The sequence below is a fragment of the Paraburkholderia sp. C35 genome, from assembly GCF_003121405.1.
Taxonomy (GTDB): Bacteria; Pseudomonadota; Gammaproteobacteria; order Burkholderiales; family Burkholderiaceae; genus Paraburkholderia.
Genome location: NZ_QBUY01000005.1, coordinates 63,611 through 79,205, shown reverse-complemented (window position 1 = coordinate 79,205; position 15,595 = coordinate 63,611). Strand labels below are relative to the sequence as shown.

Below are 15,595 nucleotides of genomic sequence, written 5' to 3'. Positions count from 1 at the left end.
TTCGGGGGCACACTGACCGACAAGATAATCGAATGCCGAGGCGCTCACAATCCGGTTATGCCAGTAGCGCGACACCGGCTGGCCGCCTCACGCGGCATGAAGCGGCGCTACCGCGCGATACGTCTTCGGAATACCCGCTTTGGGCACCTGCCCGTACATGGGCTCGGCGGGGAGTCCTTCATGCAGCAGTTCGCGCGCAGCGATCAGCCGGTCCAGATCGATCCCCGTGTCGAAACCCATGCTCTCCAGCATGAACACAAGGTCTTCCGTCACGATATTGCCCGACGCACCGGGCGCGAATGGACAGCCTCCCAGGCCTGCGAGCGCCGAATCGAAGGAGCGAATGCCCTCCTCGAGCCCGGCCAGCGCATTCGCAAGCCCGAGTCCCATGGTGTCGTGCAGATGCAGCTTGGTCAACCTGGCACCGATCTCGGCGCGCACGGCCCTGACCATCTTTCGCACCTGCGCGGGATTACCGTAGCCGACTGTATCGGCGAGCGCGACGGCGTCGACACCGGCTTCGGCGAGTGCCACGGCTGTCTCGATCACTTTCTCAAGCGCAATGATGCCGTCGATCGCGCAGCCGAACGCGGTTGCGCAGCCTGGCTCGACCGCCATCGGTCGATCCTGCTCCCTGACCCATTCGACGATGCGTCGCACTTCCGCGACCTGCTCCATGGTGCCCTTGCGCGTATTCGAGCGGCTGTGGCCTTCGCTCACCGAAACCGGCACGCCGACGCCATGTGCACCGGCTGCATACGCGGCCTGTGCGCCGCGCAGATTGGGCACGAGCGCCATGACGCGCAGCCCCGGCTGCTGCAGCGCCGCCCTGACGATTGCCTCGGTGTCGGCCATCTGCGGCACGAGCTTGGGCGGCACGAAACTGCCGACTTCGATCTCGCCCACGCCTGCCTGAGCAATCGCGGCAATCCAGCGGCTTTTCAGTTGCGTCGGCATGATGTCATGGGCCATCTGCAGGCCATCGCGCGGCCCCACTTCGCACACTGCCACTTTTTCTTTCATTTCACGGCTCCTTCCGATAGACGGAACGTCAGCGCAGCACGCCCGTCTCTGTCAATGTCTCTATCTCGCCAGCATCCAGTCCAAGCAGTTCCCTGAACACGTAGTCGTTGTGTTCGCCGAGCCGTGGCGGCGGCGCAAAGTCACCCCGAAAGTTCTCGCTGTCGCGCCACGGCAGCGCGATGCTGCGCGAACCGTCGGCGAGTTCCGGGAACAGGCCGCGCTTCGCGAAGTAAGGATCCTCCATGACCGCACCGATATGACGCGACCGCGCCGCCGGCACCCCGCGCGACTGCAACGCGCTGAAGGCAGCGTCGGCGGGCTGATGCGCCAGCCACGTCGCCAGGAGTTCGTCCACGGCCGCACGATGTGCAGCGCGTCCGGATGCGTCGGCGAAGCGTGAATCGGCGGCGAGTTCGGGCCTGCCTATCGCATCGCACAGCGCAGTCCATTGCGCGTCGTCGCAAACCGACACGGCAAGCCACGCGTCGTCGCCTTCGCAACGAAAGCAGCCCGACGGCGCGGCGCTCCATTCGCGGGCGCCGCTCGCCACGGGCGTATCGCTTCCGAGCGCCTCACGAAACAGCAGTTCAGGCAGCAGCGCGACCGTGCTCTCCAGCATAGAAAGATCGATGAACGCGCCCTCACCCGTTGCACGACGATGGCGGATCGCAGCCAGCACCGCGCAACATTCCCACAACGCGGTAATCGGATCGGTCCACGCAGGCAGAATGCCCATGGCTTCGACACGCTCGTTCGGCGTACCGACGACGCTCGCACGTCCGCTGTAGGCCTGCAGCAGCGAACCGTAGGCGAGCGCATCACGTTGCGGTCCCTCGCGCCCTGTGCCTGACGCTGAAACGAAGATCAGATCAGGCCGGATCGCTGCAAGCGCCGGATAGTCGAGCCCGAATTTCGCCAGCACCCCATTCGAGAAGTTCTCGACCACCATGTCGCTCTGCGCGATCAGCCGGCAGATCAGTTCGGGGCCTTGCGGCCTGCTCAGATTGATCGTGCAACTTTTCTTGCCCGCGTTGACCACGGCCCACCATGGCTGGCGCTGCGTATGCTCGCGCCGGGTCGCCGATTCGATCTTGATCACTTCGGCGCCCATTCCGGCGAGCATCTTGGTCGTCATTGGGCCCGCGAGCACCCAGCTGAAGTCGATTACGCGCAGCCCCGATAACGCCCGCTTTTGCGTCGTTTTCATCACACGATTCCTTGCTGGCGCAACGTTTCGACGTGAGCGGGTGACAGTCCCAGACGCCCTTCGAATAGCGCCTGGTTAGCCTCGCCCAATCGGGGTGATGTCACGTCCCGACTGCGAGGCAGTTCGTCTCCGGAGCTGGTGCGCAGGCTGAACGGCAGGCCTGGCATCGATAAGGGCGACTCGCTCGCGCCTTCCCAGCGATCAAAAAAACGGCGTGCGCGCAACTGCGCGTTCTCCAGCAAATCACGCGCACCGCTCACGGGGAAACACGCGACACGCGCGGCCTGAGCGCGCTCGAACACGTCCGCGCGCGTGTGTTCGCGCGACCACTTCGCCATTTCGTCCTGCAGGACCATCCAGTTCTCGTTGCGGGCGGCGCGCTCGCCGCATAGCGCGACGTCGCGCGACCACGGTGGGTTGCCGAGCAGTTCGACCCAGCGCTCCCACTGATGCTCCTCGCGCGGCGAAATCATCACAAAGCCGTCCTTGCAGGGCAAAAGCCAGATAAGCCCGCCCGCGACTTCCGTGCCTTGCAGTGCCTCGCGCAAGCGGCTGAAGACGCGCTCGCCGCGCCCATAGTCGGCGACAGGCTCGATCAACAGGTGAGCAATGACGTCGAGTTCCGCACATTCGATGCTGCGTCCCTCGCCGTGCATCTGTGCTTCGAGCAATCCCCAGAGCGCCGCGTTTGCAGCGGCGATACCAGTCGCAAGCGCCACCTCGCGATCCGCGCATGCGACCGGCGGCTGTGCGTTGGGCGCATGCACCGGCCGCGCCTGGTGGAACGCATAGCCCGCATGATGGGTGAGCGTGAAATCCGTGAACGCGGCAAGCGGATCGGCGACTGTGTCTGTTGCCGAAGCGTCTTGCGCAGAAAGCGTTCCAAACGGCGTGACAGCCAGTGTGACGAGTGAAGGCCGTGTCTCTCTTAGCGTGTCGCTGTCGAGCCCAAGCGCCGTAAGACGCGATGCGTGCGTGGACGTAATCAGCAGATCAGCCGACTCGAGCAGGCGCTTGAGCAACGCGGCCCCTGCCGGACACGATGGATCGAGCGTCGCGCTTTGCTTGCCGTGATTCAAATAGGCGAACAGCGCGGCGTCGTTGCCATAAGTGGCATTGGGCGCGAACGGGCCCACGTGCCGGAGTGGATCGCCTGCACCGGGCGGTTCGAGTTTCAGCACATCGGCGCCAAGATCGGACAATATCCGCGCGCAAAACGACGCCGACATCGAACCGTTCCATTCGATCACCTGAACACCGGCCAGCGGCGTGGCGAAGGCGGCGGCCATACTCATGCGGCCTCGTCGAGCACTGCAGGATCGAAAGGATACGGTACGGGCGTACCGTGCCGCAGCGGCAGGACGACCGTCGCGGTGCCGGGCGTGCTTTCCTTCCCGTCCTGATTGCGAAGCCCGATCTCGAGATGCACGAGGCCATATCTGCCGCGCTGTTCGCGTCCTGTCACGCGGCCCCATGCGGTGATCACATCGCCGGGAACATTCATGCCGCGAAACTGGAACTGGAGCTTCCATGCCCACCCGCTCTCGCCGGCCCAGTCCGTCAGCAGTTGCAGCATGATGTGCTGCTTCCACGATCCGTTGACCATCACGTCGGGCAGTTTGTCGTGCCCGGTTGCGAATCGCCAGTCGTAGTGGATACGATGCCAGTTCTCCATCGATGCCGACCAGCGCATGATATGCGCAGTCGTCATCGGCCCTTTGACGACATGCGGAATCTCCATGCCGACTTCGACATCTTCGAAACACAGTGCGGCCATGACAGTCCTCGCCTAGCGCATGATCTGCGTATTGGTGACCTTGAGCAGCTTTTCTCCGGCTTCGGTCGTATAGATTTCCTCGATGATGACGAACACCATCGGACCGCTCTTGCCGTCGCGCTGCACGATGTCCTTGTAACGCGCCTGACGCATTACCTTCTCGCCGACGCGTGCGTAGCGATACAGCTCATATTCGTAGCCGCCGTTCAGGTCGCGCGGCAGTTCCACTTCGACGGCGGGCAGGCCGCTGAAACTCCGGCTCAGGCCGTCGTAATCGGGTTTGTTCATGTCGTCGAGTGGATCGGGCGAGTTCGCCTCCCGGCGAAACGCATGCACGGGAAAACCGGGCGGCGCGACCACGCTGCCGTAGCGGCTCGTGGCGGCCCAATCCTCATCCCAGTAGCGTCGCGCACCGTCCATCGTTGCGTGATGAAAGCGGCGCACTTCGCCTGCCTCGACGGGATGCGTCGACTCGACCCAACCGGTCTGCGCACCGATGATAGATTTCACCTTGTCGGTGATGTATTCGTTGCTCACGGGTATCTCCTCGGTCCCGGCTACGTTCCGCAAGACGATGCAGCGATGACCCTGCTGTATCGGCCAAACCAGTCTAGGTGAGCAGCCGTGCAGCGCACAATACTTGATCATTGAATCAACGTCTTCTCAGCCTTCGCTCAGTCGACTATCGTCTGTCTCATACCGCTGGGGCCAGCGTCCTGCGCACGCTGCCACCTCGCATTCGACAACGGGAGACATAGCGATGGAACCGAGGCGCTACGATGCACATGCGTTGCGTGACTATGCATACGGCCTGCTGTGCAATGTGGGACTCGCCAGCCGATACGCGCAGGACGTGGCGCGCACACTCGTCGAAGGCGATCTGCTGGGTCACGATACGCACGGTCTCGCGCTGCTATCGGGATATCTCGGCGCGCTGTCGGCAGGAACGATGACGCGCGACGGCGCGCCCGAAGTCATTTCCGACCGCGCGGCCGCGATGCTATGGGATGGCTGCCGCTTGCCGGGCCCTGCACTTGTGCATGCCGGCATCGATGCATTGATACCGCGGGCGCGAGAATCGGGCAGCGCAACGCTCGTCATCCGGCGAAGTCACCACATTGCGTGCCTTGCTGCGTATCTGCTGCGTGCAACCGAATTGAATCTCGTGATGATGCTGGCGAGTTCCGATCCCAGCGTACAGAGCGTTGCGCCGTTCGGCGGTACGCGGCCGCTGTTCACGCCCAACCCCATCGCGCTCGGTGTGCCCACGTCGACCACACCGCTGTTGATCGATATTTCCGCATCGCTAACGACCAACGCGATGTGTGCGCGCCTTGCCGGCAGCAATCAGCTTTTCGATGAACCCTGGATGCTCGATGCGCAGGGCGAAGCGACGCGCGATCCCGGCGTGCTGTTCGCCGATCCGCCCGGCACTATCCTGCCGCTCGGTGGAATCGCTTCAGGACACAAGGGATTCGGCCTCGCATTGCTGATCGAAGCACTTACGGGAGGACTCGCAGGGTTCGGCCGTGCGGACCCGTCTGAAGGCTGGGGTGCCACCGTGTTCCTGACGCTCTACGATCCCGCTGCCTTTGGCGGCATCGACGGCTTGCGAAAAGAGATGGACTGGCTGGCCGATGCTTGCCGCAGCAACGCGCCACGCATGCCGCACGAACCTGTGCGTCTACCGGGCGACCGTGCGATGGCCCGGCGTGCCGATCAGCTTGCCCACGGCGTGCGCCTGCATCCTGCCGTAGCAGAAGCACTCGAAGCATGCGGCACGCGATACGGCGTCCCGTTTCTCGCGGCGCAGGATGCTGGCTCGGGCATGACAAACATGTGAGCCCCCTTCAGCCTGCCGACGTTTGGCAGTTCTGCGGCGCAACCGTCCAGCCAAGTCCGCGCACGTTGCGGATCAGAGACTGGCCGAATTTCTTTCGCATGCTGTGAATCAGCACGTCGACCGAGTTGCTCTCGACTTCCCTGCCCCAGCCATACAGGCGCTCTTCGAGTTGACTACGCGACAGGACCACACCACGCCGACCCAGAAATGCATACATCAAGGAGAACTCACGCGCTGACAGTGCCGACTCGACGCCATCGCGCAGGAGCGTACGCTTGTCCAGATCGAGCCCGAGCGAGTTGTCTCCAATCCGTGAGGTCGCGTAACCCGCAGCGCGACGTAGCACCGCGCGTATGCGCGCGAGTACTTCGCGCACGTCATACGGCGTCGTCACGCAGTCATCGGCACCGACGTCGAGGCCACGCACTTGAGCGTCCCGATCGTTGCGCGTGCTCATCAGCAGCACGGGGACCTTGCTGCCTGCGGCACGCGATGCCTTGAGGATCTCGATGCCGCAGATGTCTGGCAACGCGTGATTGAGCAGCACGACCGCATAACTTTCCGCATCGATGGCGACCCGGGCGGCCCGGCCATCCCGTACCCACTCGACGCGATACTGGGCATCGCTGAGTGCCCGAAACAGATCTTTCCCTGTCTGAAGATCGTTTTCTACCAATAGCAAGCGCATCAATCTCTCCGTGTCGTTTGCCTGGAATCCGTCTGCCCTGTGGCAGCACTGGTCAGGCTGAAATCTCCCCGTCGATCTGAAAAGCGAAACGTTTCTCTGCCCCAGAGGCTACTGGGCTTTTTATCACTGCATTTATATTTCGTGATACTTACGAATTACCAAAGATCTTTGTTATATATCGGCAGTTCATCATGTATTGCTTTACCGGTTGACGGCGCTATCGCACACTTGCTTGCGCCAGACGCGCCTTTTCGAGTTGTTCGAGATCGCGGCGCGTTCCCTGCAGCATCCAGGTCATGGCGGCCACCGCTTCTTCAGGCTGTTTCCGTTTGATCGCGTTGAATACATCGCGATGTTGCTGCAATGCCGCCTCCGACGAGTCGTGATGTCCGCCTGTCAAACGGATGCTCGCTTCGAGGGCGGCCTTGATCATTACGACAAGCTGTCTGAACACCCAGTTACCCGACGCATCGATGACGGCTGCATGAAACGCCAGATCCGCGTCTGGCCAACCTTCTCCCAGCGTGCCCTGCGCCTCGGCCGCCATCGCATCCAGCGCCAACTCGATGCGGGCAAGGTCAGCGGGATCTGCACGTCGTGCTGCGAGTTCGGCTGCCCGCGGCTCGATTGCAAGCCTTGCTTCCACTAGCGAACGATAAACCTCAAGGTCCGACGCGTTTTCAATCGTCAGACTTAACACTGTCGGATCCAGCATGTTCCAGTCACGCCGGGGCAACACCGTCGCACCTTTGCGACGCCGGATTTCCACGAGCCCAAGGGTGCGCAGCGTCTGCATGACTTCCCGTGCCGCCGTGCGGCTGACGCCGTGTGCCTCGGCCAGTTCATTCTCTGTCGGCAAGGTCGAACCGGGCGCATATACGCCGGACGAAATGTCCTTCACCAGCGTCTTGACGATCGCTTCATGCAATCGGGTCATCGGGAGACGTGCAGTGTAGTCGGCCATCGATATGCCATACATAATTTGCTTGACGTGATTTATATGTCACACATATTCAAAGGTCAAGGACATATTTTGGGATTTTTCCGATGGCGAGACGTTGGCTGAAAAGAGCTTGCCACACTGATTTGGTGCTTCTTTTGAAGCGTGCTGCTGTCTCAGTTCGATAGCGGATGGCAAAAATTATTCCATGCAAACGGATCGGTTTTGCCATACATATCTAGAACGAAAGCAGCCGGCGTTGGCTGCAGTCTCTGGTGGGCGATTTGCGCGAAGCCGCATGCGAGGCCTCGCTGGCATTCGACAGCCACCCGATCAATGCAGTGGCTATCGCAGCGATCTCACGAAAGAGGGTAAGGACAAGCTGAAGGAAGCCAAGTCGTATCGGAAGCCGACTCAACGTCGCCTGGCGGCAAGAGTGGGTATATCTGCAAGCAGTCGGTTGCCCGCTTCGTTAGACCATATCGCTTCGCCCGGCTTTCGCGAGAGATTCGCGGAATAAAGGTGGCCCCTTTCCTGCCCGAATCTATAAGCGGCGGGCTAGTTGCTACAGCAACCTTTAAGCGAACAACGATAGATGTCGATTCACGTACGCGTCGATAAAACTGCCCTCGACACCATCTTCTTCAATGTGCCACATGATCCGTTCGCGCCAGGTACTGCTCCAGCTTTCGCAAACCGATCGTCAGTGCGAACGTCATCAGCCAATATGCGGCGGCGATAGCCAGGTAAGGTTCCCAATACCGGCCATAAGCACCTGCCACCGTGCGAGCGGCGTAAGCCATCTCCCCCAAGCCGATCGCCGACACCAGCGACGTGTCCTTAAGCAGCGAAATCATGTTGTTGCCCAAGGGCGGCAGCATGCGCCGGAACGCCTGCGGGATAACCACGTAACGCATCATCTGCCAATGCGTCAGTCCCAGTGACAGGCCGGCCTGGCGCTGCCCACGCGCAATCGACAGTATGCCCGCGCGAAACACTTCCGAAATATAGGCACCCGAATTCAACGTGAGCGCCACGACGCCAGAGATCAGCGCGCCGTAATCCTGCTTCAGCGTGCGTGCCAGATCGCCCCTGATAAACAGCCCATTCACCGGATGGATAAATAGCGGCATCACGGCGAAGTGCATCAGCAGAATCTGAACGAACAGCGGTGTGCCGCGAAAAAAGCTCACGTATGCCGTCGACGGCCAGCGAAGCAGGTACTTGCAAACGCTCTTCCATGGTTGATGGCGCGCATCGGCCAGCCGCGCCAGCGCCAGCAACAGCCCCAACGCACTGCCCGCCAGCACGCACACCACGGTCATACCGACCGTGACGAGCGCGCCTTGCCAGAACAGTTGCTTGTACTCGACGAGGATATCCGGGCGGAACCACCCGAACCACACTACCGGATTGCTATCTTCCATGCTCGCTTGCAAAAACCAAAGGCGAAGTGACTGCCAGGTGCGTTCGCATCACGCCCTGGCCCGCGTCTATCCAACCCGTCGCATCAGACCGTCATTGCGGCTTGAAGTCCTGATTGAACCACTTCTTGTAGATCACGTTGTAAGTGCCGTCGGCGCGGATCGCGGCAAGACCCGCGTTGATCTTGTCCAGCAAGGCCTTGTCGCCCTTGCGCACGACGATGCCGTAGTATTCCTTCGGGAAGTTTGCGTCTTCGACAGTCTTGAGCCCAGGATTCTGCGAAACTCGATAGGCAATCACGCCGTTGTCACCGATCGCAGCATCCACGCCACCTGAAACCAGTTCGGAAATAATCAACGGCGTGCTCTCAAAGCGGCGGATATTGGGGTTGGTCTTTCCGACTTCGCGGCTCATGACATCATCTGCCGTGGAACCGCTATCCACCGAAACCTTCTAGCCGTCGAGATCTTTCAGCGATTTCACCGTACTGCTCTTTGGCACGGCAATCAGTTGGCGCGCATCGAAATACGGCGCCGAGAAATCGAAACTCTGTTTGCGCTTCTCGTTGATCGTCACGCCCGAGATCACGAAGTCGACATCGCCGTTATTGAGCGACGCAAAGATGCTCGTAAACGGCGTATTCACAATGCGCAGCTTCATATGCTGCTGTTTTGCAATCGCATTGACGATGTCGATGTCGAACCCGACGATCTGCTTGTCCTTGTTTTCGAACGCGAAAGGCGTATAGGTCGCACTGGATGCGACCACCAGTTCGCGATCCTGCGCCTGCGCCGCGGCAGAACCCAAAACCAGCACGGCCACCGACGCGGCCAGGGTGAGGATGATCTTTTTCATAGCTACTTCGCCCGGTACGAGAAAAGTAGCGATTATATGGCGAACCAGGAAAGAGACCTGATTCCCTCAAAAGGCGATGCCCCTTACCCCGACGAAGACCCGACAGAAGCACCGCGATGGTGGTACTTCGAATCCACCTCGTTGATGGCAGCGACGTTGTCTGCGCTTCGACCCTGCTCGTCGAATGTATTCGAAAGGAACGAATCGGCGATCGCCTTGGCCACCTCCGGTCCAATCACACGTGATCCCATCGTGATGATCTGTGCGTTGTTCGAGAGTGCGGCACGCTCCGCGGAATAGGTATCGTGGCACAGCGCGGCGCGGACCCCCGGCACCTTGTTTGCCGCGATGCTGACGCCGATCCCCGTGCCGCAGACGAGTATCGCGCGATCGTATTTGCCGTCCACCACGCCTGACGCGACGCGGTCCGAAAGGTCAGCGTAAAACTCGTTCGGGTTGGCGTCCGTATTCGATACTTCGAACACTTCGAAGCGGTCTTTCAGATAATCGGCGAGCACACGGGCCAGTCCGACACCGGCGCTATCGCCTCCAACAGCAACTTTCATTGCAAGTCCTCCTTTGTCGTTCAGATTGCAAGGCACAAGTCAAAGCGCTTGCCCGACCCGCATCACTATCTCCAGATAACCACTGACGTTCCATGCAGAGCGGCCAATGAAAAGACCATCGATATCCGGACACGCCGCCAATTCCGCGCAATTCTCGAGATTCACCGAGCCGCCATACAGGCAAGGTATGCGACGACCGAGCACGGTCCTCGCCACCTCGCTGATTTCGGCTTGACGTGCATTCGCATAAGCCGGGCTGGCGGGGATACCGCGCTCACCGATGGCCCACACGGGTTCGTACGCAAGCAGAATGGGCGCCGCGCGCTGATGAGCATCAAGACGCGACAAGGCAGCGCGGACTTCAGCCGCCAGCACCTCGGTGGCACGACCGCTGTCCTTATCGGCGAGCGTCTCGCCGATGCAGATCAGCGGCGTCAGCCCGTGCCGCACGGCCGCCTCGACCTTCAGCGCGATCGTGGCGTCGGTTTCACCGAAGTGTTCGCGACGCTCCGAATGGCCCAGCTCGACCAGATCCATCGCGCAATCGACCAGCATCGGCGGCGAGACTTCGCCCGTCCACGCACCATCCTCGGCCCAATGCATGTTTTGCGCGCCGACCTTGACGTTGCTCTGTGCCAGCATCGACTTCACTTCGCGGATCGCGGTGAAGGGAGGAATCACGAAGCGCTGGATCCGCGCATCGTCCGGGCTGGACAGCAGGCCGTCAGCGAAAGCGCGAGCCTCTGCCAACGTCTTGTTCATCTTCCAGCTCGTACCGACCCAGAAAGGGACATCACGCATGGTTGCCTTGTTGAAAAGTTTCTCGACACATCAAGTCGCAGGCGGCACCAGGGCCGACTGGTTCGGCCCGGTGCTGCATGTCATTTCGCCAGCACGAACGGCGCGGTGTATTTGCCGACATTGGCTTTGGTAATCAGCACGCAGTCGAACAATTGCTTCTCGCCGGCAGCGCCTGTTTTACCCGTCTTCAGATACTGGTCGGCTTCCTGCACCGCTCTAGCCGAGAATTCGGCCACCGGTTGCAGCACCGTGTATTGCAGATCGCCTGCCTTGACGGCATCGACAGCTGCAGGCGATCCATCGAAGCCACCCACCTTGACGGTCTTCAGCTTGCCCGCCTGCTTCAGCGCGGCAATCGCACCCAGCGCCATTTCGTCGTTACCGCTGATCACGCCGTTCACATCCGGGTGCGCCTGCAACAGGCTCTGCGTGGCATTGAACCCTTGCGTGCGGTCCCAGTTCGCCACCTGTGTGCCGACGGTCTTGAGGTCGGGATACTGGCTCAGCACCGAGCGATATCCGTTGGAACGCGTCGCCGCGTTGTTGTCCGAAGGCGCGCCGAGCAGTTCCACATAGTTGCCCTTCGCGCCGACGTCTCTCGCCCATTGCTGGGCGCCCAGCGCCGCGCCCTGCGCGTTGTTCGACACCAGTTGCGCCTTGGCGAGCCCCGGCTGGTTGATTTCCGCATTGACGAGGAACACGGGGATATTCGCCGCCACCGCTTTCTTGACGGCACCAACGGAGCCACTCGCGTTGGCGGGATCGAGAATGATGGCGACCGACTTGTTGGTGATGGCGGTATCGATCTGCTGGCTTTCCGTATTCGTGTCGCCCTTCGAGGCCGACACATTGGCTGTATAGCCCAGCTTCTTCGCTTCGGCGGCGGCGATGTTGCCTTCTGCGAGCCAGTACGGATTGGCGGGATCGTTGACGATGATGCTGATCAGTCCACCTGCGGCGCGCGCCTGCCCGGCAATCAGGGGCAATGTCATCGCGAAAGCGGCAAGGATCAGGGTCTTTCTCTGGATAGTCATGGCAGGTCTCTTATCGGGTTGATGTTGACGCAGGACTTCGGTGTTCTTCTCGCAGACGGGAGGCACGCTCACACCTTCCCGCCGCCTTGCGGAGAAGCCAGTTGGCTGCCCGTCGGTGCACGGCGTTTGACGCGGCGGCGATATTGGATGGCGTTCAGCAGCACCGCGAGCACGATGACGGCCCCGGTAAATACCGTCTGCCAGTAAGAAGAGATCCCGATGATGACGAGACCATCGGACAGAAAGCCGATCACGAACGCGCCGAGCAGCGTGCCGCGGATATTGCCCGTGCCGCCCATCAGCGACGCCCCGCCGATCACGACGGCGGCAATCGCAGTGAGTTCGTATGTGGTGCCCGCCGTCGGGCCCGCGGACGTCAACTGCGACGAGAGGATCAGGCCCGCTACAGCCGCGCAGATACCCGACAGCATGTACACGCCGAGCAGCACCTGCCTGACGGGCACACCCGACAGTTCGGCCGCGCGCTCGTTGCCGCCTGACGCGTAAAGCCATCGTCCGAATGGCGACCGGTTCAGCGCGACGCTTCCGGCGAGCGCGATCAAGGCCAGCACCAGCACGCCGATGGGTACATGCCAGAGCCGGTCGAAGCCTAGCCACTCGAAGCCCGTATTGCCCAAGGCCGTCTGGCCGCCCAGATTGTTATAGGTAAGGCCGTTGGTCATCAGCAGCGCGAAGCCGCGCACCACGTACATCACGCCGAGCGTGGCAACGAAGGCCGGCACCTTGAAGCGCGCAATGAGTATGCCGTTGACCAGACCGATGCAGGCACCGAGCAGCCAGCACAGCACCACGACGACCCACACAGGCGGATACAGCACGACACCGAACGCGTTCAGCGTGACGCCCTGCATGAAGTAACCCGCGACGACACCCGACAAACCCAACGTCGAACCCACCGACAGATCGATACCGCCATTAATGATGCCGAGCAGCATGCCGATCGCGAGAATGCCGTAGATGGCCACGTGCGATGCCATCGTCAAGAAATTTTCTAGTGCGAAATAATTAGGTGACAATAAAGAAAAGATCACGACAATGGCGATCAGCGCGAGAAATGCGCGCCCTTCGAGCAGCATCTTGCCGAGATCGATTCCTTCGCCCGACGCGGCGGTGTGATTCGATCCGGAAGTTTTGGCAGCGTTGTTCATGTTCAATGTCTCCAGACTTTTATACGATCAGGCGACCACGGCTTCGCCCGACGCGGCCATGATGTCGTCCTTGCTGGCATCGGGGCCGAACTCAGCGGAAATCCTGCCGCGATGCATCACGACGATCCGATGCGCGACGCTCAGGCACTCACCCACTTCCGAGGTCGAATACACCACGGCAAGACCCTTGCGCGCGTTCTCCGCGAGCAGGCGAAACACCTCGGCCTTGGCACCGATATCGATGCCGCGGCTCGGCTCATCGAGCAGAATCACTTTGGGGTTGGTCGCGAGCATCTTGCCGATCACGACCTTCTGCTGGTTGCCACCTGACAGCGAGCGGATCGACGCATTCGCGCCCGCTGTCTTCACGTGCACGTTGCGGATCGACTGGTCGACGAGTGTGCGTTCGGTCGGCGGCGACATCAGCATGCCTTTGACGAACGTGCGGATGCTCGCCAGAGACAGATTTGCGCCCACGCTCATGGTCGGCACGAGACCATCGCGCTGACGGTCTTCGGGGACCAGCACCAGCCCTTTGGCGATCCGTGCGGCGATGCTCAGTCCTGCCAGATCGTCGCCTTCAAGCAGCACTCTGCCGCCCGTCACGGGCAGACGTCTGCGGCCCGCCGCGGCTTCGAGCAGTTCAGTGCGGCCCGCGCCCATCAGGCCATAGATACAGACGATTTCGCCCGCCCGCACCTTGAGCGACAGGTGGTCGACCACGCACGCGTCCGTACCGGATTCATCGGCGACACTCAGATCGTCGATATCGAGCGCGATCTCGCCGAAGGCGTAACCCGTGGGCGGCGCACCCAGGTCGAAATTCTCGCCCACCATGTTGCGCACGATCCAGCCCAGATCGATGTCCTTGCGTTCGGCCGTCGCAGTGATCCTGCCGTCGCGCAGGACCACCGCATGGTCCGTCACCTGCAACGCCTCTTCCAGGTGATGCGAGATATAAACGATCGACACGCCGCGGCTCGTCAGGTCACGGATGACCTTGAAGAGCACCTCGACTTCGGAAGCGCTCAACGCCGAAGTCGGCTCATCCATGATCAGGATGCGCGAGTCGACCGACAGTGCGCGCGCGATTTCGACCACCTGTTGCTGGCCCAGACGCAGATCCCGCACCAGCGTCAGCGGATCGATCTCTTCTTCGAGATCGGCCATCAAAGCACGCGTCTGACGCGCTTCTTCGGCGAAGTTCACGCCCGTGGGCGTGCGGATTTCGCGGCCCATGAAAATGTTGTCGCGTACGCTCAGGTTCGGTGCGAGGCTGAGTTCCTGGTGGATGATCGAGATGCCGTGATCGCGCGCATCGCTCGATGACGTGAACGCAACCGGCTCGCCATCGAGCTCGATCTCACCTGAAGTTGGCTTTTCCACACCGGAGAGTATCTTCATCAGCGTCGATTTTCCGGCGCCGTTCTCGCCGAACAGCGTCGTGACCTTGCCGCGATGAATCTCGAAGTTCACGCCCTTCAGCGCGTGCACGCCGCCGTACGACTTGACGATGTCGCGCGCGGACAGCAGCACGCTGTCTTTCGCGTGCGCTTGTGCAGGGATGGGAGAGGTCGTGTTCATTGCACGTCCAGCTTCACGGGGGTGATTAGCCAGCCATTCGGATTGACGAGTTGAAATACGCCGACAACAGAAATCGTCTTGCCCGTCAGCTTTGCCGTATCGATCTTCGACAGCACGTCTTTTTTCATCGCCGCGTTGATCGCATAACCCGCGTTCTGATAGTCGATCTGGTTCGTGAACTGGCCGAAATTGATGTCGCCCGTCGCGTCGCGCAGATCGGTGCCGATGATCGCGGGCCCCGTCTGCACGCGGATCACGAGCGAATCGGGCAAACCGGGAACCTTCACTTCATCCACGCCCGAATCTTCCTTGCCCGCGACACCCGTGAATTTCACCGACATCTCAGGACCGATGCCGCCGCCCGCGATGCCGTATTGCTTGCCAGCCGCATCCTGATCTTTGGCAATGGCGGCAGCGAGCACATCGGCGGCCACTGCGCGCTTTTCGATAGCTGCGAGCGTCTTCGGAAACTGCGCCTCGCCGTAGGCGGCCGGCTCGAATTCTTTCGTCTGCGTATCGGCGCCGGAGCCGATCTTGACGACTTTCGTGCTGAGCGCCATCGCCGCCAGCACGATCAGCAGCAGTACGACTTCAATCGTCAGCCGGACTTGATGCCGTTGATTACGCTTCATCGAGGGAGTGACCGTACTCATAGACCTGTCTCCGTTGTGTCGCAATGGCAG

The 15,595-nt window shown here is 61.1% G+C and carries 15 protein-coding genes and 1 pseudogene; 1 reads left to right on the top strand and 15 read right to left on the bottom strand.

Annotated features, from left to right (window positions below):
- Nucleotides 1-87: 87 nt before the first annotated feature.
- From DK391_RS04890 to DK391_RS04870, 5 genes are read right to left on the bottom strand one after another with little or no spacing between them, the layout of a single operon-like run.
- The gene (locus DK391_RS04890) at nucleotides 88-1,023 is read right to left on the bottom strand and encodes a hydroxymethylglutaryl-CoA lyase (RefSeq protein ID WP_109476866.1); all 936 of its coding nucleotides are present in this window, start codon (nucleotides 1,021-1,023) and stop codon (nucleotides 88-90) included.
- A 28-nt stretch (nucleotides 1,024-1,051) separates the two neighbouring features.
- Complete coding sequence (locus DK391_RS04885) at nucleotides 1,052-2,230, bottom strand: CoA transferase (protein WP_109476865.1); 1,179 nt, start codon at nucleotides 2,228-2,230, stop codon at nucleotides 1,052-1,054.
- Complete coding sequence (locus DK391_RS04880; protein WP_239482703.1) at nucleotides 2,230-3,525, bottom strand: CoA transferase; 1,296 nt, start codon at nucleotides 3,523-3,525, stop codon at nucleotides 2,230-2,232. Before DK391_RS04880 ends, DK391_RS04885 begins: the two co-directional genes overlap by 1 nt.
- Nucleotides 3,522-4,007, bottom strand: coding sequence for an acyl dehydratase (locus DK391_RS04875; RefSeq protein WP_109476863.1), 486 nt, complete (start codon nucleotides 4,005-4,007; stop codon nucleotides 3,522-3,524). Before DK391_RS04875 ends, DK391_RS04880 begins: the two co-directional genes overlap by 4 nt.
- A gap of 12 nt (nucleotides 4,008-4,019) precedes the next feature.
- The gene (locus DK391_RS04870) at nucleotides 4,020-4,544 is read right to left on the bottom strand and encodes a MaoC family dehydratase N-terminal domain-containing protein (RefSeq protein ID WP_109476862.1); all 525 of its coding nucleotides are present in this window, start codon (nucleotides 4,542-4,544) and stop codon (nucleotides 4,020-4,022) included.
- A gap of 223 nt (nucleotides 4,545-4,767) precedes the next feature.
- On the opposite strand from DK391_RS04870, the gene DK391_RS04865 reads away from it, so the two are divergent.
- Nucleotides 4,768-5,850 carry an Ldh family oxidoreductase gene (locus DK391_RS04865; protein WP_204117289.1) on the top strand — a complete coding sequence of 361 codons (1,083 nt, stop codon included), beginning with the start codon at nucleotides 4,768-4,770 and terminating at the stop codon, nucleotides 5,848-5,850.
- 7 nt (nucleotides 5,851-5,857) lie between these two features.
- Here the strand turns inward: DK391_RS04865 and DK391_RS04860 are convergent, their stop codons facing one another.
- The 10 genes and pseudogenes from DK391_RS04860 to DK391_RS04815 form a co-directional block, all read right to left on the bottom strand.
- Nucleotides 5,858-6,538: a response regulator transcription factor gene (locus DK391_RS04860; protein WP_109476861.1), complete on the bottom strand. Its 681-nt coding sequence runs from the start codon at nucleotides 6,536-6,538 to the stop codon at nucleotides 5,858-5,860.
- Between the two features lie 217 nt (nucleotides 6,539-6,755).
- Entirely contained in the window at nucleotides 6,756-7,475 is a 720-nt protein-coding gene (locus tag DK391_RS04855; protein WP_162600674.1) for a FadR/GntR family transcriptional regulator, read from the bottom strand.
- A 647-nt stretch (nucleotides 7,476-8,122) separates the two neighbouring features.
- Nucleotides 8,123-8,905: an amino acid ABC transporter permease gene (locus DK391_RS04850; RefSeq protein WP_109476859.1), complete on the bottom strand. Its 783-nt coding sequence runs from the start codon at nucleotides 8,903-8,905 to the stop codon at nucleotides 8,123-8,125.
- 91 nt (nucleotides 8,906-8,996) lie between these two features.
- Nucleotides 8,997-9,758: pseudogene (locus tag DK391_RS45195) on the bottom strand (basic amino acid ABC transporter substrate-binding protein).
- 83 nt (nucleotides 9,759-9,841) lie between these two features.
- On the bottom strand, nucleotides 9,842-10,324 hold the full coding sequence (locus tag DK391_RS04840; protein WP_109476858.1) for an RpiB/LacA/LacB family sugar-phosphate isomerase: 483 nt from the start codon (nucleotides 10,322-10,324) through the stop codon (nucleotides 9,842-9,844).
- 39 nt (nucleotides 10,325-10,363) lie between these two features.
- The gene (locus DK391_RS04835; RefSeq protein ID WP_109476857.1) at nucleotides 10,364-11,125 is read right to left on the bottom strand and encodes a triose-phosphate isomerase; all 762 of its coding nucleotides are present in this window, start codon (nucleotides 11,123-11,125) and stop codon (nucleotides 10,364-10,366) included.
- Nucleotides 11,126-11,205: 80 nt separating this feature from the next.
- On the bottom strand, nucleotides 11,206-12,159 hold the full coding sequence (locus DK391_RS04830) for a D-ribose ABC transporter substrate-binding protein (protein ID WP_109476977.1): 954 nt from the start codon (nucleotides 12,157-12,159) through the stop codon (nucleotides 11,206-11,208).
- A gap of 68 nt (nucleotides 12,160-12,227) precedes the next feature.
- On the bottom strand, nucleotides 12,228-13,328 hold the full coding sequence (locus tag DK391_RS04825; protein WP_109476856.1) for an ABC transporter permease: 1,101 nt from the start codon (nucleotides 13,326-13,328) through the stop codon (nucleotides 12,228-12,230).
- Nucleotides 13,329-13,355: 27 nt separating this feature from the next.
- Nucleotides 13,356-14,912 (bottom strand): sugar ABC transporter ATP-binding protein, encoded by a 1,557-nt coding sequence (locus DK391_RS04820; RefSeq protein ID WP_109476855.1) that lies wholly within the window; start codon nucleotides 14,910-14,912, stop codon nucleotides 13,356-13,358.
- Nucleotides 14,909-15,565, bottom strand: a complete 657-nt coding sequence (locus DK391_RS04815; protein ID WP_162600673.1) for a DUF2291 domain-containing protein — start codon at nucleotides 15,563-15,565, stop codon at nucleotides 14,909-14,911. Before DK391_RS04815 ends, DK391_RS04820 begins: the two co-directional genes overlap by 4 nt.
- Nucleotides 15,566-15,595: the final 30 nt, after the last annotated feature.

Bases quoted from the DNA above. Each gene is read 5' to 3' on its own strand.
- DK391_RS04855 (WP_162600674.1), bottom strand. From the start codon at position 7,475: ATGACCCGATTGCATGAAGCGATCGTCAAGACGCTGGTGAAGGACATT.
- DK391_RS04835 (WP_109476857.1), bottom strand. From the start codon at position 11,125: ATGCGTGATGTCCCTTTCTGGGTCGGTACGAGCTGGAAGATGAACAAG.
- DK391_RS04815 (WP_162600673.1), bottom strand. From the start codon at position 15,565: ATGAGTACGGTCACTCCCTCGATGAAGCGTAATCAACGGCATCAAGTC.
- DK391_RS04840 (WP_109476858.1), bottom strand. From the start codon at position 10,324: ATGAAAGTTGCTGTTGGAGGCGATAGCGCCGGTGTCGGACTGGCCCGT.
- DK391_RS04850 (WP_109476859.1), bottom strand. From the start codon at position 8,905: ATGGAAGATAGCAATCCGGTAGTGTGGTTCGGGTGGTTCCGCCCGGAT.
- DK391_RS04830 (WP_109476977.1), bottom strand. From the start codon at position 12,159: ATGACTATCCAGAGAAAGACCCTGATCCTTGCCGCTTTCGCGATGACA.
- DK391_RS04880 (WP_239482703.1), bottom strand. From the start codon at position 3,525: ATGAGTATGGCCGCCGCCTTCGCCACGCCGCTGGCCGGTGTTCAGGTG.
- DK391_RS04875 (WP_109476863.1), bottom strand. From the start codon at position 4,007: ATGGCCGCACTGTGTTTCGAAGATGTCGAAGTCGGCATGGAGATTCCG.
- DK391_RS04890 (WP_109476866.1), bottom strand. From the start codon at position 1,023: ATGAAAGAAAAAGTGGCAGTGTGCGAAGTGGGGCCGCGCGATGGCCTG.
- DK391_RS04865 (WP_204117289.1), top strand. From the start codon at position 4,768: ATGGAACCGAGGCGCTACGATGCACATGCGTTGCGTGACTATGCATAC.
- DK391_RS04825 (WP_109476856.1), bottom strand. From the start codon at position 13,328: ATGAACAACGCTGCCAAAACTTCCGGATCGAATCACACCGCCGCGTCG.
- DK391_RS04885 (WP_109476865.1), bottom strand. From the start codon at position 2,230: ATGAAAACGACGCAAAAGCGGGCGTTATCGGGGCTGCGCGTAATCGAC.
- DK391_RS04820 (WP_109476855.1), bottom strand. From the start codon at position 14,912: ATGAACACGACCTCTCCCATCCCTGCACAAGCGCACGCGAAAGACAGC.
- DK391_RS04860 (WP_109476861.1), bottom strand. From the start codon at position 6,538: ATGCGCTTGCTATTGGTAGAAAACGATCTTCAGACAGGGAAAGATCTG.